This is a genomic window from Pseudomonas sp. Pdm06 (assembly GCF_014851795.1).
In the GTDB taxonomy this organism is placed as follows: domain Bacteria; phylum Pseudomonadota; class Gammaproteobacteria; order Pseudomonadales; family Pseudomonadaceae; genus Aquipseudomonas; species Aquipseudomonas fluorescens_AA.
Window position 1 is genome coordinate 471,535 of sequence record NZ_JACVAH010000003.1, and the last position, 21,222, is coordinate 492,756.

General features: G+C 61.7%; 21 protein-coding genes. 16 read left to right on the top strand and 5 right to left on the bottom strand.

The window, feature by feature from the left end; genetic code table 11:
* The 3 genes from IB266_RS07650 to IB266_RS07660 all read left to right on the top strand — a co-directional run bounded on the left by IB266_RS07650 (position 1) and on the right by IB266_RS07660 (position 2,551).
* On the top strand, positions 1 to 795 hold the full coding sequence (locus IB266_RS07650) for a DeoR/GlpR family DNA-binding transcription regulator (protein ID WP_192260780.1): 795 nt from the start codon (positions 1 to 3) through the stop codon (positions 793 to 795).
* Between the two features lie 118 nt (positions 796 to 913).
* Positions 914 to 1,840, top strand: a complete 927-nt coding sequence (locus tag IB266_RS07655; RefSeq protein WP_192260781.1) for a Gfo/Idh/MocA family protein — start codon at positions 914 to 916, stop codon at positions 1,838 to 1,840.
* A 15-nt stretch (positions 1,841 to 1,855) separates the two neighbouring features.
* Positions 1,856 to 2,551, top strand: coding sequence for a tRNA (adenine(22)-N(1))-methyltransferase (locus IB266_RS07660; RefSeq protein ID WP_192260782.1), 696 nt, complete (start codon positions 1,856 to 1,858; stop codon positions 2,549 to 2,551).
* A 153-nt stretch (positions 2,552 to 2,704) separates the two neighbouring features.
* Here IB266_RS07660 and IB266_RS07665 read toward each other — a convergent pair whose 3' ends face one another.
* The gene (locus IB266_RS07665; protein WP_192260783.1) at positions 2,705 to 3,082 is read right to left on the bottom strand and encodes a hypothetical protein; all 378 of its coding nucleotides are present in this window, start codon (positions 3,080 to 3,082) and stop codon (positions 2,705 to 2,707) included.
* A 113-nt stretch (positions 3,083 to 3,195) separates the two neighbouring features.
* On the opposite strand from IB266_RS07665, the gene IB266_RS07670 reads away from it, so the two are divergent.
* A complete protein-coding gene (locus IB266_RS07670; protein WP_192260784.1) occupies positions 3,196 to 3,822 on the top strand; it encodes a hypothetical protein in 627 nt (208 codons plus the stop codon).
* 33 nt (positions 3,823 to 3,855) lie between these two features.
* Here the strand turns inward: IB266_RS07670 and IB266_RS07675 are convergent, their stop codons facing one another.
* Positions 3,856 to 4,581, bottom strand: coding sequence for a type II CAAX endopeptidase family protein (locus IB266_RS07675; RefSeq protein WP_318646584.1), 726 nt, complete (start codon positions 4,579 to 4,581; stop codon positions 3,856 to 3,858).
* Between the two features lie 201 nt (positions 4,582 to 4,782).
* Between IB266_RS07675 and IB266_RS30680 the strand changes: the two genes are divergently transcribed.
* The gene (locus IB266_RS30680; RefSeq protein ID WP_225613449.1) at positions 4,783 to 5,148 is read left to right on the top strand and encodes a hypothetical protein; all 366 of its coding nucleotides are present in this window, start codon (positions 4,783 to 4,785) and stop codon (positions 5,146 to 5,148) included.
* Between the two features lie 361 nt (positions 5,149 to 5,509).
* Here the strand turns inward: IB266_RS30680 and IB266_RS07680 are convergent, their stop codons facing one another.
* Positions 5,510 to 6,754 carry an acyl-CoA dehydrogenase family protein gene (locus IB266_RS07680; protein WP_192260785.1) on the bottom strand — a complete coding sequence of 415 codons (1,245 nt, stop codon included), beginning with the start codon at positions 6,752 to 6,754 and terminating at the stop codon, positions 5,510 to 5,512.
* A gap of 377 nt (positions 6,755 to 7,131) precedes the next feature.
* Between IB266_RS07680 and msuE the strand changes: the two genes are divergently transcribed.
* From msuE to IB266_RS07720, 8 genes are all read left to right on the top strand, one after another.
* Positions 7,132 to 7,695 (top strand): FMN reductase, encoded by a 564-nt coding sequence (msuE, locus tag IB266_RS07685; RefSeq protein WP_092326263.1) that lies wholly within the window; start codon positions 7,132 to 7,134, stop codon positions 7,693 to 7,695.
* 39 nt (positions 7,696 to 7,734) lie between these two features.
* Complete coding sequence (gene sfnG / locus IB266_RS07690; RefSeq protein WP_192260786.1) at positions 7,735 to 8,832, top strand: dimethylsulfone monooxygenase SfnG; 1,098 nt, start codon at positions 7,735 to 7,737, stop codon at positions 8,830 to 8,832.
* 14 nt (positions 8,833 to 8,846) lie between these two features.
* A complete protein-coding gene (locus IB266_RS07695) occupies positions 8,847 to 10,007 on the top strand; it encodes an AMP-binding protein (protein ID WP_192260787.1) in 1,161 nt (386 codons plus the stop codon).
* 13 nt (positions 10,008 to 10,020) lie between these two features.
* Entirely contained in the window at positions 10,021 to 10,803 is a 783-nt protein-coding gene (locus tag IB266_RS07700; protein ID WP_072410120.1) for an ABC transporter ATP-binding protein, read from the top strand.
* A 67-nt stretch (positions 10,804 to 10,870) separates the two neighbouring features.
* Entirely contained in the window at positions 10,871 to 11,752 is an 882-nt protein-coding gene (locus tag IB266_RS07705; RefSeq protein WP_192260788.1) for a branched-chain amino acid ABC transporter permease, read from the top strand.
* Positions 11,753 to 11,763: 11 nt separating this feature from the next.
* Positions 11,764 to 12,831, top strand: a complete 1,068-nt coding sequence (locus IB266_RS07710; protein WP_192260789.1) for a branched-chain amino acid ABC transporter permease — start codon at positions 11,764 to 11,766, stop codon at positions 12,829 to 12,831.
* Positions 12,832 to 12,902: 71 nt separating this feature from the next.
* Complete coding sequence (locus IB266_RS07715) at positions 12,903 to 14,228, top strand: ABC transporter substrate-binding protein (RefSeq protein WP_192260790.1); 1,326 nt, start codon at positions 12,903 to 12,905, stop codon at positions 14,226 to 14,228.
* A 56-nt stretch (positions 14,229 to 14,284) separates the two neighbouring features.
* The gene (locus IB266_RS07720; RefSeq protein ID WP_192260791.1) at positions 14,285 to 15,082 is read left to right on the top strand and encodes an ABC transporter ATP-binding protein; all 798 of its coding nucleotides are present in this window, start codon (positions 14,285 to 14,287) and stop codon (positions 15,080 to 15,082) included.
* Here IB266_RS07720 and IB266_RS07725 read toward each other — a convergent pair.
* Positions 15,074 to 16,177 (bottom strand): sigma-54 interaction domain-containing protein, encoded by a 1,104-nt coding sequence (locus IB266_RS07725; RefSeq protein ID WP_060742658.1) that lies wholly within the window; start codon positions 16,175 to 16,177, stop codon positions 15,074 to 15,076. The two genes, IB266_RS07720 and IB266_RS07725, sit on opposite strands and share 9 nt — an antisense overlap.
* Positions 16,178 to 16,493: 316 nt before the next feature.
* Between IB266_RS07725 and IB266_RS07730 the strand changes: the two genes are divergently transcribed.
* From IB266_RS07730 to IB266_RS07740, 3 genes are all read left to right on the top strand, one after another.
* Positions 16,494 to 17,756 carry a serine hydrolase domain-containing protein gene (locus tag IB266_RS07730; RefSeq protein WP_192260792.1) on the top strand — a complete coding sequence of 421 codons (1,263 nt, stop codon included), beginning with the start codon at positions 16,494 to 16,496 and terminating at the stop codon, positions 17,754 to 17,756.
* A gap of 115 nt (positions 17,757 to 17,871) precedes the next feature.
* Positions 17,872 to 19,209, top strand: coding sequence for an alginate export family protein (locus IB266_RS07735; protein WP_192260793.1), 1,338 nt, complete (start codon positions 17,872 to 17,874; stop codon positions 19,207 to 19,209).
* A 39-nt stretch (positions 19,210 to 19,248) separates the two neighbouring features.
* Entirely contained in the window at positions 19,249 to 20,352 is a 1,104-nt protein-coding gene (locus tag IB266_RS07740) for a polyamine ABC transporter substrate-binding protein (RefSeq protein ID WP_060742655.1), read from the top strand.
* Positions 20,353 to 20,403: 51 nt separating this feature from the next.
* Here IB266_RS07740 and IB266_RS07745 read toward each other — a convergent pair whose 3' ends face one another.
* Positions 20,404 to 21,015 (bottom strand): TetR/AcrR family transcriptional regulator, encoded by a 612-nt coding sequence (locus IB266_RS07745; RefSeq protein ID WP_192260794.1) that lies wholly within the window; start codon positions 21,013 to 21,015, stop codon positions 20,404 to 20,406.
* Positions 21,016 to 21,222 lie beyond the last annotated feature (207 nt).

Below are 21,222 nucleotides of genomic sequence, written 5' to 3' on the forward strand. Positions count from 1 at the left end.
ATGACTTCTCCCCACGAAGCGTTCCCCGGCGAACGCCAGCAATTGATCAGCCAGCGTCTCGCCCGGTATGGCCGGGTGATCGCGGCGGACCTGGCCAGCGAATTCAATGTGTCCGAACACTCGATCCGGCGTGACCTGGGGGTGTTGGCAGCGGCGGGGTTATGCAAGCGCGTTTATGGCGGCGCGATACTTGTGCCGGCTGCCGAAGGGTCGCTGGATGTACGCGTGCGTAAAGACCCGGTACGCAAGGGCAGCCTCGGCCAAGCGGCCGCTGCATTGCTGCGCGCGGGCCAGCACGTGTTCATCGATGCCGGATCGACCAACCTGGCGATTGCTGGCGCCATCGATCCAAGCCTTCAGGTGACCCTCTCCACCAATTCGCCGTTGATTGCGGTGCAGTTGATGAAACTGCCCCGTGCCGAAGTCATCCTCCTGGGGGGGCGCTTGAATCCAATCGCCGGTGGTGTGATCGGGCTGACGGCGGTGGAGCAATTGCGCCAGTTCAGTTATGACGTGTGTTTTCTGGGTGCCTGTGCCATCGATCCAGACAATGGGGTCACGGCATTCGGCTTGGAGGACGCAGAGTTCAAGCGCGCAGTGGTGGCGGCGAGTGGGCAAGTGATTACCGCGGTGACCAACGAAAAGCTGTCCAGCGTTGCTCATTATCAGGTGGTTTCTTGTGAGGAGGTCGCCGCCCTGGTGGTGGAGCACGATGCGCCACGTGAGCGGCTGGAGCCCTTCTACGGCCGGGTGACCAACGTCGTGACGAGCGTCCTTGAGCAGCGGCGTAGCTGATGCCTTTGCGGCGCCGGGCTGGGCAATCAGGTAGATACTGCTCGGCCCCCATTGTCCGCCAGGCGATTTGCGTCTAGTTTGCTGGCCGATCACAAGTACAAAAAATCAGGAGTCATCGATGCAACCGATTCGTCTCGGCCTGGTGGGCTACGGCAAGATTGCCCAGGATCAACACGTTCCAGCCATCCTCGCCAACCCCGCGTTCCAACTGGTGGCGGTCGCCACGCAAGGGCAGCCCTGCGCCGGGGTGGAGAACTTCCGATCCCTGGGCGAACTGCTCGAAAACGGCCCGCACGTCGATGCGATTGCGTTTTGCACACCGCCGCAAGGTCGATTCGCCCTGGTGCAACAGGCGCTGGCGGCCGGTAAGCACGTTCTGGTGGAAAAGCCGCCGTGCGCCACGTTGGGTGAAGCCATGGCCTTGGTGGATCAGGTTCGCGAGCAAGGCGTCAGCGGTCTGTTCGCCTGGCATTCCCGTTATGCCCCAGGCATCGCAGCCGCCCGTGACTGGCTGGCCAGCCGCACCTTGCACAGCGTGCAGATCGATTGGAAAGAAGACGTGCGCAAGTGGCATCCCGGCCAGGCGTGGATCTGGCAACCCGGCGGCCTGGGGGTCTTCGATCCCGGCATCAACGCGTTGTCGATTGCGACTCATCTGTTGGCGCTGCCGTTGTTCGTGGAGTCCGCCGAGTTGCGTGTGCCGGACAACTGCCAGTCGCCGATTGCCGCCAGCATCAAGATGGCCGACGCGCGCCACCTCGATATTCGTGCGGAATTCGATTTCGACCATGGCCATGACGAGCTCTGGAGCATCGAGATTCGCTGCACCGAAGGCGTCCTGCGCCTGGACAACGGCGGCGCGCTGTTGAGCATCGACGGCGTGCGCCAGGCCGTCTCCGCGCAAGGCGAGTACGCCGCGGTGTATCGACATTTTCAGCAACTGATCAACGACAAGGCCAGCGACATGGACCTGCAGCCACTGCGGTTGGTCGCGGACAGCTTCTTTGTCGGCAGTCGGACGGCGGTCGAGCCGTTTTACGATTAACCCAGGGAACTGCAGTTGAACGAACAGACATTATCCATGCGCCTGGAGCGTGTGGCGGCGCATATGCCGGCAGGTGCGCACCTGGCCGATATCGGCTCGGATCACGCTTACCTGCCGGTGGCCTTGTTGCGCCGTGGCGTCATTGCGACGGCGGTGGCCGGCGAGGTGGCGTTGACACCCTTGCGCGCCGCCGAACGCACCGTGGGCGAGAATGGCCTGGAGCAGCGGATCAGTGTGCGTCTGGCCAACGGCCTGGCGGCAATCGAGCCGGAAGACGGGATCACCGCGATCAGCCTCTGCGGCATGGGCGGCGAGACGATCCGCGACATCCTCGACAGCGGCAAGGCACGGCTGAGCGGGCACGAGCGGCTGATTCTGCAACCCAACGGCGGCGAACAACCGCTGCGCCAATGGCTGATGGAAAACGGCTACCGCATCCTTTGCGAGGAAGTGCTGCGGGAAAACCGCTTCTACTACGAGATCATCGTCGCCGAGCGCGCCGGGCCAGTGACGTACACCGCCGAGGAGCTGTACTTCGGCCCGCTGCAGATGCAAGCGCGAACCCCGACCTTCCTGGCCAAGTGGCAGCGCCTGCTGCGCCAGAAACAAAAGACCCTCGCCAGCTTCGCCAAGGCGCGGCAAGCGGTGCCCGAAGAGAAGCTGCAAGACATTGCCCGGCAGGTCCGGTGGATCAGTGCGCTGTTGGCTTGAGTTGCATTGAGGTTGGATGTGCGGACGTCATCGCGAGCAAGCTCGCTCCCACAGGGAGTTGTGCAAGTCCCTTTTGTGGGAGCGAGCTTGCTCGCGATGAGGCCATCAGTGACTTCACTGATTCGAGAGCTGCCGCCTTCTCCGGCTGCCCGACTATCGACCCATCATGGGGTAGTGCTTGATACGGCACGGATGCGAATTACCGTCGCCTTTACAGATGCCATCCAGGTAGCGGTAGTCCACCCGTACCGACTGCCCTTTGCCGGGCCATTGTCGGCGGGGGAGCGTGGCTTGGTAGTCCGGGGTTTCCGGGGTGAAGGTCAACAGTGAGCCTTGCGCGGGACACTCCACCGAGGCGGATTTCGGCATGGCTTTCACGATCTGCGCCTGAAGTTGCGGGTAGGGTTGTTTCAGTACCTCGACGATACGCAACTCCATCTGGCAGATCTGCCACGTCGAGGCCTGGACGGGCTCGCACAGGAAGGGGAGCGTCAAGGCAAGCAGTCCGAGGCATGCGGTGTGAGTGTTCATTGCTGACCTTGTTTGGGGTGCTGACGTTTGCCAATCATAGCTTGGCATTGTAGCCATCAGCAGAGTAGTGGCACTATGCCTACGGTCTTTTGGCCAATACAAGGAAGTAACCCATGCCCGGCATCCCAAACGTCGCTTCAGCATTCTGTGCATTCATGCAATCGTGGGAAGAGGATCGCAAATACCTGCCGTCATCCATCAGTGCCCTGGCCAACGGTTTCGAGGGCTGGTTGAAGTTCGAGTTTTATTTCTGGCTGATCCACGCCCGTGGACTTCGTGGCCCCGACCGCGAACTGGCGGATGTTGGCGTCGAGTACAAGGTGAAGCTCGATCAGCGTTGGTCGCTGATGGACATTGTTTCCAAGCAATGCGATTTGTGGATTCGCGACCAGGATGAAAAGCGCTTTCACTTCATTGAACTCAAGACACCTTTCGCCAATGCCAACCAGGGCAAGATGTTTGAAAGCGCGGCCAAGGACTATTGGTACATGACCCGCTTGAAAGCCCAGGCGGAAAAGGTGGCGACGGGCAGTGTCATCATCTTTGGCGTGAACTTTGATCAGGCGCGCTGGGAAAAGCATCTCCGCTACATCGAAGAATATGCCGGCTACGTCGAGCATTCATCCAAGGCATCCGGCACCGTGCCAGGCGTGGAGGGGCTGAGGTGGGCGGTCCTGACCATGCACTACCTGCAGATGGGCGAGATTCTTCTGCCACCCGTCGAGGTTCAGGCGCCGTGAAGCTGTGGAGGGCCGCTGCCTGGCACCGCTGGCTCAACCGTAAAGCCCCATCAGCGAGAAAGACTGGTCAGCGCTCAGTGCGACAATCTCGGTCAGCGAATGCAGGAGCACCGGCACCAGCAGGCTACCGCTGACCACCCTGGCGATGGCGAACACGCCTCCACAGGCGAAGATCAGCACGATCGTCATCCAATTCCCGTATTGGATGTGCATGCCGGCGAAGACGGCCGACGTCACGATGATCGCGATCCATGTCCAGGCACGGCTGTTCTCGTAGGGAAACAGCCGGAACATGTAATGGCGGAAGAACAGCTCTTCGGCGATGGGCGGCAGCACGATCAGCGAGGCAATCTTGATCGCGGCCTGCCAACGGTTGAGCCCGTCCAGAAGCTCGGCCATGAACACCTCACGGGGCAACCCGAGCACGAAGACGGCGACTCCGAAAAGCAGGTAGGTCCCGACAATGCCGACCGCCCCCCACCGCAGGGGGTTGCCAATGGCATGACCGCGCCACTGCGGGCGCGAATCGGCACGGTATTGCAGGGCGAAGAGGCCGAGGAGGACGAGCGCGGTGAGCCCCGAGGTGGTCGTGAACATCAGATAGGCCTGCATGTCCGCGGGTACGAAAAGGACCTCGGGTATCGCGGCCAGGAAGACGACCACAGTGGCCAGCACAAACATCCCGAGCCGGGGAAAGAAGCGGTAGGGCGATAAAGTGGAGGCGGGTGCAAACTCAGGGGCGGCACTTAGATTCGTCACAGTCACTCCATGAGTGCAAGGAAAAAGGCATGATGCCAGTGTTTTGATCGTCTGGGATGAGTTCCTATCGGCTTTGTGCAGAGGTAGGCAGTTTGCCTTGCGACTCGGTACTTGCCCGGGGGGCTTTACCAGTGGCGACAAAAATGATTCAGGGTCATCGACGGCCGCAATGGAATATCTCGACTAGAGGACGCGACATTCATGGAAACTCCCTTTTCTCCAATCAGCGATCGTTTGCACAATCGCCGGTTTACGGTGGCGGATAATGCCCAAGGACTCTCTGGCGCTGGCACGGTATTTCATTACCACGTCGAGGACGGTGCCATTTCGAGCACTTACCAAGGCGGCCGGATTCGCCTGGGCAATCAAGTCGGACGTGTAACGGGTCCCGATACCATTGAGCTTCTCTTCCAATGCTTGACTACGGAGGGTGAGATTCTTTCCGGCTGGTCCCGTGGGACGGTGAGTGTCGATCAAGCAGGGCGTACGACGTTGAGCTTCGTATGGGGTTGGTTGTCGGGTGCGACTGGAGGTGGGGAATCCCACTACGTCGAACGTGTGGCGTAAGGAGCAGGCATCCATGCAGCTGAACCACCGCTATCGCGAGCCAGCCCGACATCCATACAGCTGAACTACCGCTATCGCGAGCAAGCTCGCTCCCACACTCGATCTCCAGTGGACACGAAACCCATGTCTAACCCAGAACCCCTGTGGGAGCGGGCTTGCTCGCGAAGGCGGCGTCACAGTCAATGAAGATGTTGAATGTGCAGGCCTCTTCGCGAGCAAGCCCGCTCCCACAGAAGGATTCCGGGTGCACGCGGATATTGTGTCCGCTGAAGATCCAATGTGGGCGAGCCTGCTCGCGATGAGGCCACCAGCCAGCCCAACATCTATGTAGCTGAACCACCGCTACCGCGAGCAAGCCTGCTCAAAGCTGCTTCGAGCCCCCGCCAATCTGCCAGACATACGGCGGTTCCGTACCGTTGATTTCCCAATCACCGATGATGCGCTCCTTGTAGATCAGCGGATTGTGCGAGGCCGCGGTGCGGGCATTGCGCCAGTGACGGTCGAGGGCCTTGCTGGTGCTGGTGGCCGAAGCACCGAGGGCATTGAACAGGTCGCTGGTGGCGCGCAGCACCAGGTCGGAAATCACCACCTGGGCCTGGGCCGACTCCAGTTCGGCGGCGATGTTGGCGGTGTGCTCGGCCTCGGCGTCCTGGCTGAAGCGACTTTCGTAAGCGCGCTGGGAGGCGCTCGCGGCGCGCAGGGTGGTGGCTTCGGCGGCATAGACCTGGGCCGATGCCCTGCCGACCACTTGCTGCACTTGCACGTCCTGGCTCACTTCGCTGGCATTGCCGGTGCTAAAGACCCGCGTGCGTTTGCGCACTTGCTCGGTGATGTCATGAACCGCCGCGCGACCGGCGCCGGTCAGCACGGCCAGCAACACCAGTTGATAAAACGCGGTCTGGTATTTGAAGCGGGTAGAGAAGTCGATGAGGTTTTCTGCCTCGACCAGTGCATTCTCGAACAGCGATGTCCCGCTGCCGGTGGTGCGTTGGCCAAAACCGTCCCAGTCATCGCTTTGCTTGACGCCCGGCTGGTGTACGCGGACGGCGGCAATCACGTCGGCGCCGTTGTCGTCGCGTTGGGCATACACGTCGATCCAGTCGGCGAAGATACTGCCGGTGCTGTAGTACTTGGTGCCGTTGACGACCCACTGATCACCCTGGCGGGAAACTCGGGTGACGACTTCGCCGATTTTCACCGCGCCGACTTCCGTCCAGGCATTGCCCACCAACTCACCCTCGACAAAGCGCTTGAACCAGGTGTCCTGTGGGCTACTGGCGTGGGCGTTGAGGCGGTCCTCGACGAATGCGAAGTGCCCGCGCAAGGCCTGGGGCAGGTTGGAGTCGGCTTCAGCCAGTTCGATCAGCAATTGCAACAGCTGCGGCAGCGAGGCCCCGGCGCCGCCATATTCGACCGGTACGCGGACGGCGCCAAAGCCGGCTTCCTTCAGCCATTTCACCTGTTCAAAGGGCAGGCTGCGTGTTTGCTCACGCTCCAGGGCGCCGGCCTGGATGCGTGCAAAGATCGGCCGGAAGCGTTCGGCCAGGGGCTCATAGTCAGTGCCCGTGGAAAGGATCGGCGGCAGGTGGTGTTGCTGTGCGGTCATGTTGATATTCCTTCTTGGTGGCGAGTCGGCGGGCAGGGGAAAAATCTGCCGGTGCCAAAAGCCATTGCACAGTCCATGCCCGAGACCCAACGCCCGTAAATGCGGGGTCCATACGGCGTTCATCAGCGAAAGGGCTGTCCTGGCCGCGGACAATCTGTTGCGCAACTGTGTGCCGGGCAACAGTTGCCGCGACGGACATCGACGGGCCAGGTGTTCGCCAGGCAACAGTGGAACAACAGCTTGTCCGTCGGGCGACAGTGCAGTGATTGGGAGTGTCATGTAATTCATTGATTAGTAAGGAAATATTTAACTGGCACGGTTGCTGCTCTACACCTTGTGCAGACGCTGAGGTGGCGTCTCCAGGCATGGGGTAAGCGATGAGCAAGCAATTCAAAGTGGTGGCGGTGTCAGGCAGCGTGCAGCACCCGTCACGCACCCTGGCACTGCTCCAGGCGTTGGTGGACCGGCTCGGGCAGCAACTGCCGATCGAGGTGCGCTTGATCGAATTGGCCAAGGTCGGTCCACAGTTCGCCGGAGTGTTGCGTCGCGAGGCGTTGCCGGCTGCCGTGCAGGAGGATCTGCATGCCATTGAATCGGCCGATCTGTTGATCGCCGCCAGCCCGGTGTATCGAGCCTCGTACACCGGTCTGTTCAAGCACCTGTTCGATTTCGTTCATCACGAAGCCCTCAAGAACGTACCGGTGCTACTGGCCGCGACAGGTGGCTCGGATCGCCATGCCTTGATGATCGACCACCAGTTGCGACCCCTGTTCGGCTTCTTCCAGGCCCTCAGCCTGCCAGTGGGGGTCTATGCCAGCGAAACCGATTTCAGCCAATACCGGATCTCCAGTGCACAGGTGCTGGAGCGTATCGAGCGCGCCGTCGAGTCGGCGTTGCTGAGCCTGGTCCCGGGCGCCCGGCGTGACGCCAGTGCTGCCTGATCCATTTTTCCTTTCAAAACGAGCCGTGGAGTACATGCAATGAGCCAGGACACGATCAAATTTGCCTACTGGGTGCCCAACGTCAGTGGCGGTCTGGTGGTCAGCAAAATCGAACAACGCACCGACTGGGGCATCGACTACAACCGCAAGCTGGCCCAGATCGCTGAAGCGGCCGGCTTCGACTACGCCCTGTCCCAAGTGCGCTTTACCGCCGGCTACGGTGCTGAATACCAGCACGAGTCCGTCGCGTTCAGTCATGCCTTGCTGGCCGCCACCACGCGCCTGAAAGTCATCGCCGCGGTACTGCCGGGGCCGTGGACGCCGTCGGTGTTGGCCAAGCAGATCGCAACCATCGATCACCTGACCGGCGGCCGTGTGGCGGTCAACATCGTGTCGGGCTGGTTCAAGGGCGAGTTCACCGCCATTGGCGAGCCGTGGCTGGAGCACGATGAGCGCTATCGCCGTTCCGAAGAATTCATCACCGCGCTCAAGGGTATCTGGACCACCGACAACTTCACCTTGCGCGGTGATTTCTACCGCTTCCACGACTACACCCTCAAGCCAAAACCACTGCAGCAGCACCCGGAGATCTTCCAGGGCGGCAGTTCACGTGCGGCTCGGGACATGGCCGCCCGGGTATCGGACTGGTACTTCACCAACGGCAATACCGTGGAAGGCGTCAAGGCGCAGATCGATGACCTCCAGGCGAAAGCCGCGGCCAACAACCACAAGGTCAAGGTCGGTGTTAACGCCTTTGTTATTGCCCGCGACACGGAAGAAGAGGCGCGTGCGGTCCTCGCCCAGATCATCGACCAGGCCGATCCCGAGGCCGTCAATGCCTTCGGCGATGCGGCGAAGCAGGCCGGCAAGTCCAGCCCGGAAGGCGAGGGCAACTGGGCCAAGTCCAGCTTCGAGGACCTGGTGCAATACAACGATGGCTTCAAGACCAACTTGATCGGCACGCCGCAGCAGATCGCCGAACGCATCGTCGCGCTCAAGGCGGTAGGCGTGGATCTGGTGCTCGCCGGTTTCCTGCACTTCCAGGAAGAAGTCGAGTATTTCGGTCGTAAGGTCCTGCCGCTGGTGCGTGAGCTTGAGCAACGCAAAGCGGCAGCCCAAACGGCGGCGGTCGCTTAGGCGCGGGAGGCAGCATGGGCACGTTCACCGACACCCTCGACCCGGCCCCGGCCAGCTTGCCCCAGTGGTTGCAGCGCCAGGCGCTGGAGCATGGCACGGACGTCGCGCTGCGTCACAAGCACCTGGGTGTCTGGCAGGAGCGGACCTGGGTGCACGTAGCCGACGAGGTGCGCCATTTCGCCAGTGCCCTGCAAGCCCGCGGTTTTGCGGCGGGCGCGACCCTGACGATCATCAGTCGACCCAGGCCGCAGGCGCTGCTTGCCGCCTTGGCCGCGCAATGGCTGGGCGGCGTGGCGAGTCTGTTCGACCCGCTGGAGACGGCGGCCGAACAGGTGCAACGACTCGCCACGCTGCAGCCGGATTTCGTCCTGGTCGAAGGCGTGGAAGAAATGCTGCGTCTGCGTGCGGCGCAGGTGGCCGTGGGGGTGTGGGTCTACCTCGACAAGCGTGGCCTGTCGGATTCGGCGCCATTTGCGCAAGCGCTGGATTACGCCGCGTTGGCTGCCGAGCGGCCAATCGTTGACCTGGCCCCGCAAGGGCAAGTGCTGCAGACGGCCTTTGTTTTTTATCGCGGAAGTGGACGGGCGATGGAGGAACAACGCGTCAGCCACGCCGAACTGTTGCAGGAGGGGCAGCGGCTGTTGGCGCGCGAAGGGCTGGGCCGGCAGGAAGAGGCATTGGCCGCCCGGGCGTTCGCCTCGGGCGGGCAAGCTCGCTATCTGCTGGCGCCCTGGTTGATGGCCGGTTTTCGCCTGAACTTTCCTGAGAACCTGGCGACCCGTGATCGCGATCGTCGCGAGCTGGGTCCGACGCTGGTGGCCGGGACACGGGAAACCTACGAGCGTTTGCACCGCTATGCGCTGGAACGTTTGCCGGAGCCGGGCAGTTGGTCGCGCGGGCTGGTGGACTGGGCGTTGGCAGCGCAGCCGGGGCTGCTGCAACGGCATCTGGGGAACTGGCTGGTTCGCCGGCCGTTGCGCGACGTGCTGGGGTTTTCCCGGACCCGCGCGCCGCTGCTGGTGGGCGATGCCTTGCCGCCCGAAACCCAGGCATTTTTCCAGGCATTGGGTATCAAGGTTCGCCAGTGGGACGACGGGGCTCGCTGGCAAGCGCCGCCGAACCTGGTGCAGCACTCCACCGATGACTGGACGGGTCTCCAGTCGCAACTGGCCTGAGAGGAGACGCCCCATGACCCAGACGGCCATCACGCATTTGCTGGAACTGGACCATATTTCGCTGTCATTCAAAGGCGTGAAAGCAGTCACGGACATCAGCTTTCGCGTCGCTGCCGGTGAGATCTGCGCCTTGATCGGCCCCAACGGCGCCGGCAAGAGTTCGCTGCTGAATGTCATCAGCGGCGTGTACCAGGCCCAGGACGGGCACATCCGTTTTGATCGACAGGAGCGGCGCCGGATGCGCCCTCACGATGTGGCGGTCCGCGGCATTGCCCGGACATTCCAGAACATCGCGTTGTTCAAGGGCATGAGCGTGCTCGACAACGTGCTCACCGGACGCAACCTCAAGCGCCGCAGCACCTGGATCGAACAGGCACTGCGCATCGGTCGTGCCCGGGCCGAGGATGACCGTCAGCGCGAAGCGGCCGAGCGCGTCATCGCGTTCCTGCATTTGCAGCCTTGGCGCGACGTCCTGGTGGGTACGCTGCCCTATGGCTTGCAGAAACGGGTGGAGTTGGCCCGCGCGCTGGCGGCGGAGCCTCGGCTGTTGCTGCTGGACGAGCCCATGGCCGGGATGAACGCCGACGAGAAGCAGCAGATGAGCCGCTTCATCGTCGACATCAACCGTGAGCTGGGCACGACGGTGGTGTTGATCGAGCACGATATCGGCGTGGTCATGGACATCAGCGACCACGTGGTGGTGCTCGATTACGGTCGCAAGATCGGCGACGGCTCGCCTGAAGACGTACGGCAGAACCCCGAGGTCATTTCGGCCTACCTGGGCACTCGCCACTGATACCGGATATTCGACACCTTCCCACCAGGGAGGGCAGGCAAGTTGCGTCCGCAGAATAGGAGCGGCGATGGAATTTTTCTTTGAAGTATTGATTGGCGGGTTGTTGGCGGGGGTGATGTACGCCTTGGTGGCCATCGGTTTCGTGCTGATCTACAAGGCCTCCGGGGTGTTCAATTTTGCCCAGGGTGCGATGGTGCTGTTCTCGGCGCTGACCTTCGTCAGCCTGCTGGAGCGCGGTGTGCCGTTCTGGCTGGCGTTCGTCATCAGCCTGGCGGCCATGGTGCTGATCGCGGTGGCGGTGGAGCGGGTAGTGCTGCGGCCCTTGGTCAACCGTTCGCCGATTACGCTGTTCATGGCCACCCTCGGGCTGTCCTACGTCATCGAAGGTTTCGCCCAGGCACTGTGGGGCGCCCAGGTGCATGGCCTGGAGCTGGGGATCAGCGATGAGCCGCTGGAGTTGGGCGGGATGTTGTTGTCGCAGTTCGACATTTTTGCCGCATTGACCGCGGCGTTCCTGGTGCTGCTGTTGTCCTGGCTGTTCAACAACACCCGGCTCGGATTGTCGTTGCGGGCGGTGGCCGATGATCCACTGGCGGCGTTGGCCGTGGGCATTCGTTTGCAGCGGGTCTGGGTGGTGGTGTGGGCGGTGGCGGGGTTTGTCGGGCTGGTCGCCGGCCTGCTCTGGGGTGCTCGCCTGGGCGTGCAGTTCTCGCTCTCGCTGGTGGTGCTCAAGGCCTTGCCGGTGCTGATCATCGGTGGGTTTACCTCCATCAGCGGGGCGATTGTCGGTGGCCTGATCATCGGGGCTTCGGAGAAGCTGGCGGAGGTTTACCTCGGGCCCTTCATCGGCAGTGGCATCGAGAACTGGTTTCCCTACGTGCTGGCGCTGTTGTTTCTGCTGGTGCGTCCGGCGGGGTTGTTTGGCGAACGGGCCATCGAACGGGTTTAGGGAGAACACTCATGTTTTATCGAGAAGCAGGCCAGTTCAACACCCGCTATGCCCAGGACCGCCGAGTCTTTGCCCTGCGCCAGGACCGTCACGGGCTGGCCGCATTGTTGCTGTTTGCCTTCGTCGTGGTGCCCTGGCTGGGCAATGACTACTGGTTCAGCGCGATCCTGATTCCGTTCCTGGTGCTGTCCCTGGCCGGGTTGGGGCTCAATTTGCTCACCGGTTATGCTGGGCAACTGTCCCTCGGTTCGGCGGCGTTCATGGCGGTGGGAGCCTTCGCCACCTACAACCTTGAAATACGGGTCGCCGGCTTGCCGTTGTTGGTCAGTATCGCCCTGGGTGGGTTGACGGCAGCGCTGGTGGCGGTGCTGTTCGGCCTGCCGAGCCTGCGCATCAAAGGCTTCTACCTGCTGGTCTCGACCCTGGCGGCGCAGTTCTTCGTGACCTGGGCGTTGACCCGGTTCAGCTGGTTTTCCAACAACAGCGCCTCGGGCGTGATCAGTGCGCCGCGCCTGGACGTATTCGGGGTGAACCTCGACGCGCCGGCCGGCCGCTATCTGTTGACCCTGAGCGTGGTGGTAGCGCTGTTCTGGCTGGGCAAGAACCTGGTGCGCAGTGAGCTGGGACGCAACTGGATGGCGGTGCGCGACATGGACACCGCCGCTGCGGTCATCGGCATTGCGTTGGCGAAAACCAAGCTGCTGGCGTTCGCCATCAGCGGTTTTTTCCTCGGGGTGGCCGGCGCGCTCTGGGCCTTCGCTTACCTGGGGACGGTGGAGCCCCATGGGTTCGACCTCAATCGGTCGTTCCAGATCCTGTTCATCATCATTATCGGCGGCCTCGGCAGCCTGCTGGGCAACTTCCTCGGTGCGGCTTTCATCGTGCTGTTTCCGGTGTTGCTTTCGAACCTGGTGTCGCTGCTGCCCGGCGGGCTGGTGGACGCCGGCCAGGTGGAGAACCTGCAGAAGATGATATTCGGCGCCCTGATCATCCTGTTCCTGATCAAGGAGCCAGAGGGCCTTGCGCGCCTCTGGCAGAGATTTCGCCAGCGCGCACGGCTGTGGCCGTTGCGCTACTGAGCGAACCGCACAACGCGGGTTTGCAGTTCCATTTTGTTGGCTTATCCATGGCTTCATACAAGGAAAATTCGATGTTCAAACGATCATTCGCCAGCAGCCTGGCACTGGCCCTGAGCCTCACCGCCGCGGCGTTCACTGTCCAGGCGGACAACGAGCAATACTTCCCGCTGCAAAGCTATCGCGTCGGCCCTTATGCCGCCGGCGGCACCGGTTTTTTCGGCGGCTTCATCGACTACCTCAAGTACGTCAACGCCAATGGCGGCGTGAACGGCGTCAAGCTGACCTGGAGTGAATGCGAGACCGAGTACGTGGTCGAAAAAGGCGTGGAGTGCTACGAACGCCTGAAGAAAGGCTTGAACGGCGCGCCGGCGGCTGCCACCAACCCGCTGTCGGTGGGCATCGCCTACGCCACGCTGGAGCGCTCGACGGCCGACAAACTGCCGCTGATCACCATCAACCACGGGCGCACGGATTCCACCGATGGCAGCGTGTTCCCCTACGTTTTCCCGTTGCAGTTGAACCCGTATTCCGAGGTCTCGGCGATCATCAATTACATCGGCCAGCGCGCCGGCGGGTTGGACAAGCTCAAGGGCTTGAAGATCGTTACCCTGTATCACGGTTCGCCCTATGGCAAGGAAACCAATGAGGTCCTGCAAACCCTGGCCGACAAATACGGTTTTGCGCTGACCTTGCTGGAGGTGCCGCACCCAGGCAACGAGCAGCAGTCGCAGTGGCTGAATATCCGCCGGGAAAAACCCGACTGGGTAATCCTGCGCGGTTGGGGGGTGATGAACCCGGTGGCGCTGAAAACCGCGCAGAAAGTCGGTTTTCCGGCCGACCACATCATCGGCAACATCTGGAGCAACTCCGAAGATGACGCCGCGCCGGCCGGTGCCGCGGCCAAGGGCTTCATCGCCATCACCACGCACCCTTCAGGTACTGATTTCCCGGTGCTGCAGGGCATCAAGCAGCAAGTGGTCGACGCCGGCCATGGCGACCTGGCCGATCCCAAGCGGTTCGGCACCGTGTACTACAACCTCGGCGTGGTCAACGGCATCCTCAACGTAGAAGCGCTGCGCATTGCCCAGCAGAAATTCGGCAAGCAACCCCTGACGGGTGAGCAGGTGCGTTGGGGCTTCGAGAACCTCAAGCTCGACGACGTCCGGCTCAAGGAACTGGGGGCGTTGGGCCTGGTGCAGCCGTTGCAGTTGTCGTGCTCGGACCATGAAGGCGGCGGTGCGGTGCGTTTCCAGCAATGGGACGGTACCCAGTGGAAGCTGATCAGTGACTGGGTGCAGGCCGACCGCGCCCTGTTGCGGCCGATCATCGAAGCGTCTTCACACCAGTACGCCCGGGAAAAAGGCATTACCCCGCGTGATTGCAGCAAGGAATCCTGAGGCATCGCGGCAACCGGGCGTACGCGTCCGGTCGCTGTCTGAAAAGGCGAAACAGCATGGCGACGAACGTGCCGATCCTGCAGATCGACGATATTGAAGTGCTCTACGAACAGACCATCCTGGCGGTGCGCAGTGTGTCGCTGGAGGTGAAAAAAGGGCAGGTCGTGGTGCTGCTGGGCGCCAACGGCGCGGGTAAAAGCACCACGCTGAAGGCGGCCTCCAACCTGGTGCGCGCCGAACGGGGCGAGGTGGTGCGGGGGCGGATTGTCTACCAGGGGCGCGACGTGACCCGCAGCGCGCCTCACACCTTGGCGGCGAGCGGCCTGGTGCAAGTGCTGGAAGGTCGGCATTGCTTTGCCCAGTTGACTGTGGAGGAAAACCTTCTGGCCGGTGCCCTGGCGCGCCAGGTGCCGCGACGCCAGTTGCTGGCTGACCTGGAATTGGTCTATGGCCATTTCCCCCGACTGAAACTGCGGCGCAAAAGCCTGGCCGGCTACACCTCGGGCGGCGAGCAACAGATGATCGCGATAGGCCGCGCGCTGATGGCCAGGCCGCAACTGGTCTTGCTGGACGAACCTTCGATGGGGTTGGCGCCGCAGATCGTCGAGGAAATCTTCGAGATCGTCCGGCAACTCAATCAGCGTGATGGTGTGAGCTTCTTGATCGCCGAGCAGAACATCAATGTCGCCCTGCGTTACGCCCACCATGGCTACGTGTTGGAAAGCGGTCGGGTGGTCAGCGAAGGCAGCGCCGAACAACTGGCGGCCCGCAGCGATCTCCAGGACTTCTACCTGGGCGCGCGGGCCGGGGCGAGGGCTGAGGAACCCTTGGGCGTCGGGGCACGATCAAGTTGAAAGATTGACCACCTGGCCGTCCCGCGTACTGAGCGTGGGACGGCGTTTGTTGACCACCAGTTCGCCAATCCTGATCAGCAACGTGCGGGTGACATTGCGACTCAGGCCCAGCAGGCTGGCGGTATGGACCTGATTGCAATTGGCGTATCGGTAGGCGGTGCGTAACAACTCGGCCTCGACCTTTTCATACACATCGCCATGCTCCTGCTCGAGCAGCTTCTCGAAGGCTTTCTGCAAGAGCTCCTCTGCACTTTGAGGGGCTGCTTGCGGTGGGTTGTCCTGGCGCTCGATACGAAAGTTCGACAGGTGCAGGTCCTGCACACCAATCACTTTGCTGCGGCAAATCAGCAGCGTGTGGTGAATGACGTTTTCCAGTTCGCGGATATTCCCCGGCCAGGAATAGTCGAGCAACTTGCGCTGCGCCTGGGCATCCAGCGTCACCTCGCCGTGACCGAGCCTGTGGCTGTACTGCGCGATGAAGTGGCGTATCAACGGCAGGATGTCGCCGGGACGTTCGCGCAGCGGCTTGAGCGCCAGGCTGACCACGTTCAGGCGGTAATAGAGGTCTTCGCGAAAGTGCCCGGCATTGATGGCTTTTTCCAGCTGTACGTTGGTGGCCGCCAATACACGCACATCGATCTTGATGCTCTTGCGCGAACCCAGTCGAACCACTTCGCGCTCCTGCAATACCCGGAGCAACTTGACCTGGATCGGCAGCGGCAAATCACCGATTTCATCGAGGAACAGGGTGCCGCCATCCGCTTCCTCGAACCAGCCGGCCTTGGCCGTCAACGCGCCGGTAAAGGCGCCTTTTTCATGGCCGAACAGCTCGGCCTCCACCAGGGTCTCGGAAAACGCCCCGCAGTTCACCGCAACGAACGGCTTGTGGCGACGGGCGCTGAGGTTGTGCACGTGGCGCGCCACCAGTTCCTTGCCGGTGCCGGTCTGGCCGATGATCAACACGCTGGCATCACTGGGCGCCACTTGTTGCAGGTGTTCCAGCAAGGCGCGGGAGGTAGGGTCTTCGAAGACCTGGGCCGTGGCACGAATCGAGGTGGCCAGGCCGGGGGAGGGAGGTAGCGTTAGAAGCTGCATGACGGTGGCCCGTTAATGAGATTGCCGTGACGGAAGGTGGGTGAGTGCCAACGTTCCTTGATGGCATCACCGCGGGAAGCCTTTGGGCTTAAGGCTTAATCTAAATGATCTAAAAAAATGATAATAAATAACTTTAAGTTATTTGCTTAGGACTGGGCCGACGGTGAGAGCGAAGCTTGCCCCCACGAGCAGGGTGGTCATGGGACCCAGATTGGCAAGCAATGTCGATAAAAAGTTTTATTGACTAAAAAATTACATCGGGTAATTATTCTCCTGCATCTGCTTTCACGCAGAGTCATTTCGCAGGGGCAACCCAATGAATCAGAACACCGTGCCTTCACTGGCCAGTCTCTACGTCGAGACTCACGAATCGCCTTCTGACGCACGCCTGGCGCCTTCGCTCATGCAAGGCTTTCCCGCCGAACCCCACCGCCGCGTCACCTGGCACAACTGGATGAGCCCGCCCTACAGCCAATGGGGCTTCCGCAACCTGGCGCGCTTGCGTCCTTCCATCGATGTGCGGGCCGGCACCGGGCCGGTCAGCGCGTTCAAGCAGGCGCTCCAGCCGCTGGATGAACTGCACTTCGCCAGCGAGTGTGGCTTGAGCATCAGCGTGATCGACCACCTGATCGCCAGCCAGACCGATGGGTTCCTGGTCCTCAAGGGCGACACCGTGCTGTTCGAGCGCTACTTCAATGGCCAGTGCCCCCAGGACCGGCACATCATGTTTTCGGTGACCAAGTCGCTGATCGGTGCCCTGGGCGAGCAACTGGTCTGCGAAGGCCTGTTGGACCCGACGCTGACGGCTACCCATTACGTACCGGAACTGACGGGCAGCGCGTTCGGCGATGCGACCGTGCGCCAGCTGTTCGACATGGCCGTGGCCGTCGATTACAGCGAGGTCTATGAGGACCCGGATTCAGAGAGTTCCCAATACGGCTACGCCTGCGGTTTCCAGCCGGCGCCAGCGCAGTACACGACGTTCGAATCCCTGTACCAGTACTTGCCGTCATTGAGAAAACGCGGCAATCACGGCGGTTTTTTCCATTACGTGACGGCCACCACCGAGGCATTGGCCTGGGTCATGGAGCGGGCGTCTGGCAAGGCCTGTCATCAGTTGCTGCAGGAGGTCTGGAGCCAGTTGGGCTGTGAACGTGACGGCTACTTTCTGGCGGATCCCTGGGGTCGCAGCGTGGCCGGTGCCGGGTTCAGCGCGACCTTGCGTGACATGGCGCGCTTCGGCCGCCTGCTGGCCAACGATGGCCGCCAGCAGGGGCGACAACTGCTCTCGGCCGAGGCGCTCGCCGGTATCGCCGCTGGAGCCGACCCCGCCATCTATGCCGCCTGCGCCGACTTTTCGAGCTGGACCCCTGGCGCGTCCTACCGCAGCCAGTGGTATGTCTTCAACGACCACAGTCAGGCGCTCATGGCCGGTGGCATCCATGGCCAATACCTGTTCATCGACAAACCGTCCGGCGTGGTGATCGTCAAGCAGTCGTCCCTGGGCGACGCCGTCAGCCCCTTCGACGGCGATAGCATGCGCATGCTGCGTGCCATCGCGGCGCAACTGACGCCCTGAGTTCATCCGATAAACACAAGAGTTTCGTTCCGCTCACCCGGCCCAGCCAGGTGTTGGCGCGGGTTTGCGCCGCCATTCACTGCCCTGTAACAACAATAATCAACAGGAGCTCCATATGGTTTCCATGATGCGTTTGTCCCGAACGTTCCTCGTGCTCGGGTTACCCTTGACCGCCCAAGCTGCCTGGGCGGGCTACACCTTCGAGGAGGGCAACCTCAAGGGCGAGGTCAACTTAACGGCCGGTGGCGCGGTCCTGTCCACCCGCAACGTCAACTTTGGCGGCGGCGTGGTGGACATGCGCAGCGGCAAGAATGGCGGCACGAAAATCGACTGGCAGGAGTTCTACGTCAAGCCGGGCGTCAAGTTGGAGTATGCCGTGCAGCCGGATTTCAGCCTGCTGGCCGGCGGCTCCCTGGTGGGGGCGACCACCTTCGGGGATGGCGATGCCGGTGGCTTCACCCGCAGTTCCGACGGCAAGGTGTCGACCGAAGAGTTCTATGGCGGTTTCTGCGCCGGGGAGTGGACGGTTACGGGCGGTCGCCAGAATTACATGATCGGCAACGGTTTCATCGTGATGGATGGCAACCTCGACCAGTTGAACGACGGCGCCTATTGGCTCGCCCCACGCACCGCCTTCAAGGATTCGGCGGTAGTCGCCTGGGACCATGGCGCATTGAAGGTCCAGGGTTTCAGTCTGGGGACCGACAGCGACCTGGGGGACTTTCGCATGAGCGGCGTGAACCTGGACTACAACCTCGACGACCAGGTGACGCTGGGCGCCACCGCGTTGAAGGTCAAGGCCATGGGGCCCAAGGGCAGTACCTTGCCGCGTCGCCGAGATGGCATGCTGGTGTACAACGTCAGGGCCTTGAACGCCAGGCTCCCGGGTATCCCGGACCTGACCCTCAACGCCGAATATGCCCTGGAGCGGGGCAGCGGCGAAGGCGTGGACTACGACGCCAAGGCCTGGTACGGCCAGGCGGATTACACCTTCAGCACGCTGCCGTTGACCCCGGTGATCGGCTACCGCTACGCGAGTTTTTCCGGCGACGACAACCTCACGGACAACCGACAGAAAGCCTGGGATCCTTTGAGCAAGGGCTTCGTCGACTGGAGCACCTGGCTGATCGGCGATGTCGTCGGCAACTACCTGATGTTCAACAGCAACGAAAACGTCCAGCAGTTCTCACTCAAGACCCACCTCAACGAAACCCTCACCCTCGGTGCGATCCACTACCAGTTCTGGCTCGACGAAAAAAACTACATGGGCACCGCCGTCAGCGACCGGCGCTTTGCCGACGAGAGTGTAGTCTTCCTGGATTGGGCGCCGTCGAAGTCGTTGTCCACCTCGCTGTCGTATAACTGGGTCAAACCCATGGCGGCGGCCAAACAGGTCTTTGGCGACGACCGGAAATTCAGCGCGCTGGAACTCTACTTCACCTACCGCTATTAAGTGCCGCGAGCCTTCGCGGCCGCGCTGGAGTGTTTGATAATGAATATGCTTTTGCGCAACACCTTGCTGGGCGCTGTCGTTTCGATGCTGGTCAGTGGCGCGAGCCTGGCCGAAGAGCGGACGGTGCGGATCTACAATTGGATCGAGTACCTGCCGCCTGAAATCCTCAAGAGTTTCGAAGAGGAAACCGGCATCCGTCCCATCTACGACGTCTTCGACAGTGTCGAGACATTGGAGTCCAAGCTCCTGACCGGCAACTCCGGATATGACGTGGTCTACCCGAGCAGCTCCAACGTCAGTCACCTGATTGCCGCCGGCGCCGTCCAGCCCCTGGACCGCAGCCAGTTGCCGAACTGGCAGCATCTGGACCCCGAGTTCATGAAGTCCCTGGAGGCGGTGGGCGATCCGGGCAACCGCTATGCAGCGCCGTACCTGTGGGGCACGACCCTGATCGGCTACAACGTCGACAAGGTACGCCAGGTATTGGGTGCCGATGTGCAAATGAACACCTGGGACATCCTTTTCAAGGAAGAGAACATGGCCAAGCTGGCCAGTTGTGGCGTCGGTCTGCTGGACGCCGCCAACGAGATCGTACCCATTGCCTTGCACTACGAAGGGCTGGACCCCAACAGCCAGAAACGTGAGGACTACGCAAAGGCGCAGGCGGCCATGCTCAAGGTCCGGCCCTACATCACCTACTTCAACTCGTCGCGCTATGGCATGGACCTGGCCAACGGCGAGATCTGCGTAGGGGTGGGTTGGTCCGGTGGGGTGGCCCTGGCCAAGCGACTGGCCGAAGACGCAGGGAAGGGGGTCAAGGTAGAGATGGCGCTGCCCAAGGAAGGTGCGCCGATGTGGTCGGACGTCATGATGGTCCCCACCAACGCGCCTCATGCCAAGGAGGCCTACGCGTTCATCAATTACATCTTGCGTCCCGATGTCATCGCGCGGATCAGCAACAAGATCGGTTACCCCAACCCGAACAAGGAAGCCACGGCGTTGGTCAATGCCGACATTCGCAACAACCCCGCCATGTATGTGCCGGACGAGGCGCGCAAGACCCTGTTCGCCCTGGAGCCAGTGCCGGCCGCCGTGGAGCGGATTCGCACCCGCACCTGGATCGGCATCAAGACCCATCGCTGATCAGCGTGACCCGGCGTTGCGGCGCCGGGTCCGTATTGGTGGGTGACGCCCTCAGGCGCGCATGCCCAGGAAGAGCAATTCGGTGATCCGCCGGACCTGGGTGGAGTGTGCCTCGATATCCGGTTGTTCCTGGTTGACCAGCCTGAACAGCTGTAAGTGCGAATAGTCGTTCAACAGGAACGCGGCGAGGTCGACGTCCAGGTCGGCGCGTAATTTGCCGGCCTGTTGTAATTCCCTGATCAGACCACTGATCTCGGCCCTGAGCGCATCGTTCATGGCGCGATACCCCTCGGGCAACCCGTTATCGCCACCAAACAGGATCAGCGGCAGCAACTCGCGCCACAGGCTCGGGTGCATGACCTCCATTGCGTAACCGGTCAACAGCCGCTCCAGATAACACAGCGCTTCAACCGGGTCCTCGATTTCAGGCATCTGGCTGCGGGTGTCCGTGAGCGCACGCTGGTCGGCGTCGTGCAGGATTTCCAGGATGATTTCCTGCTTGTTGCCGAAGTACTTGAACACCGTGGGAGCCGATACGCCGGCCTGGCTGGCGATCTGTTCGATGGTGGTGTTCTGGAAACCCTGGCGCTCGAACAGTTCGACCGCCGCCTTGCTGATGGCTTGCCGGCGTTCGGCTTTTTGACGTTCACGCAGTCCGCTCACGGGAGGTCCTTGTCGAAAAGAAAAGGTAAAGGCCATGGCACTCCTGTGGGAGCGAGCTTGCTCGCGATAGCGCTGGATCAGCCGCATTCAAGTCGACTGAAACACCGCCATCGCGAGCAAGCTCGCTCCCACAGGGTTTGCGGTTAGCAACAGGCCGGGCATAGGCATGCAAAATACTTAACCCAGTAAAGTTTTTAAAGGGTTTAT

What these genes read in the sequence shown, in the direction of transcription:
- IB266_RS07650 (WP_192260780.1), top strand. Translation starts at nt 1, where the DNA reads ATGACTTCTCCCCACGAAGCGTTCCCCGGCGAACGCCAGCAATTGATC.
- IB266_RS07655 (WP_192260781.1), top strand. Translation starts at nt 914, where the DNA reads ATGCAACCGATTCGTCTCGGCCTGGTGGGCTACGGCAAGATTGCCCAG.
- IB266_RS07665 (WP_192260783.1), bottom strand. Translation starts at nt 3,082, where the DNA reads ATGAACACTCACACCGCATGCCTCGGACTGCTTGCCTTGACGCTCCCC.
- IB266_RS07670 (WP_192260784.1), top strand. Translation starts at nt 3,196, where the DNA reads ATGCCCGGCATCCCAAACGTCGCTTCAGCATTCTGTGCATTCATGCAA.
- IB266_RS30680 (WP_225613449.1), top strand. Translation starts at nt 4,783, where the DNA reads ATGGAAACTCCCTTTTCTCCAATCAGCGATCGTTTGCACAATCGCCGG.
- IB266_RS07680 (WP_192260785.1), bottom strand. Translation starts at nt 6,754, where the DNA reads ATGACCGCACAGCAACACCACCTGCCGCCGATCCTTTCCACGGGCACT.
- msuE (WP_092326263.1), top strand. Translation starts at nt 7,132, where the DNA reads ATGAGCAAGCAATTCAAAGTGGTGGCGGTGTCAGGCAGCGTGCAGCAC.
- sfnG (WP_192260786.1), top strand. Translation starts at nt 7,735, where the DNA reads ATGAGCCAGGACACGATCAAATTTGCCTACTGGGTGCCCAACGTCAGT.
- IB266_RS07695 (WP_192260787.1), top strand. Translation starts at nt 8,847, where the DNA reads ATGGGCACGTTCACCGACACCCTCGACCCGGCCCCGGCCAGCTTGCCC.
- IB266_RS07700 (WP_072410120.1), top strand. Translation starts at nt 10,021, where the DNA reads ATGACCCAGACGGCCATCACGCATTTGCTGGAACTGGACCATATTTCG.
- IB266_RS07705 (WP_192260788.1), top strand. Translation starts at nt 10,871, where the DNA reads ATGGAATTTTTCTTTGAAGTATTGATTGGCGGGTTGTTGGCGGGGGTG.
- IB266_RS07710 (WP_192260789.1), top strand. Translation starts at nt 11,764, where the DNA reads ATGTTTTATCGAGAAGCAGGCCAGTTCAACACCCGCTATGCCCAGGAC.
- IB266_RS07715 (WP_192260790.1), top strand. Translation starts at nt 12,903, where the DNA reads ATGTTCAAACGATCATTCGCCAGCAGCCTGGCACTGGCCCTGAGCCTC.
- IB266_RS07720 (WP_192260791.1), top strand. Translation starts at nt 14,285, where the DNA reads ATGGCGACGAACGTGCCGATCCTGCAGATCGACGATATTGAAGTGCTC.
- IB266_RS07725 (WP_060742658.1), bottom strand. Translation starts at nt 16,177, where the DNA reads ATGCAGCTTCTAACGCTACCTCCCTCCCCCGGCCTGGCCACCTCGATT.
- IB266_RS07730 (WP_192260792.1), top strand. Translation starts at nt 16,494, where the DNA reads ATGAATCAGAACACCGTGCCTTCACTGGCCAGTCTCTACGTCGAGACT.
- IB266_RS07735 (WP_192260793.1), top strand. Translation starts at nt 17,872, where the DNA reads ATGGTTTCCATGATGCGTTTGTCCCGAACGTTCCTCGTGCTCGGGTTA.
- IB266_RS07740 (WP_060742655.1), top strand. Translation starts at nt 19,249, where the DNA reads ATGAATATGCTTTTGCGCAACACCTTGCTGGGCGCTGTCGTTTCGATG.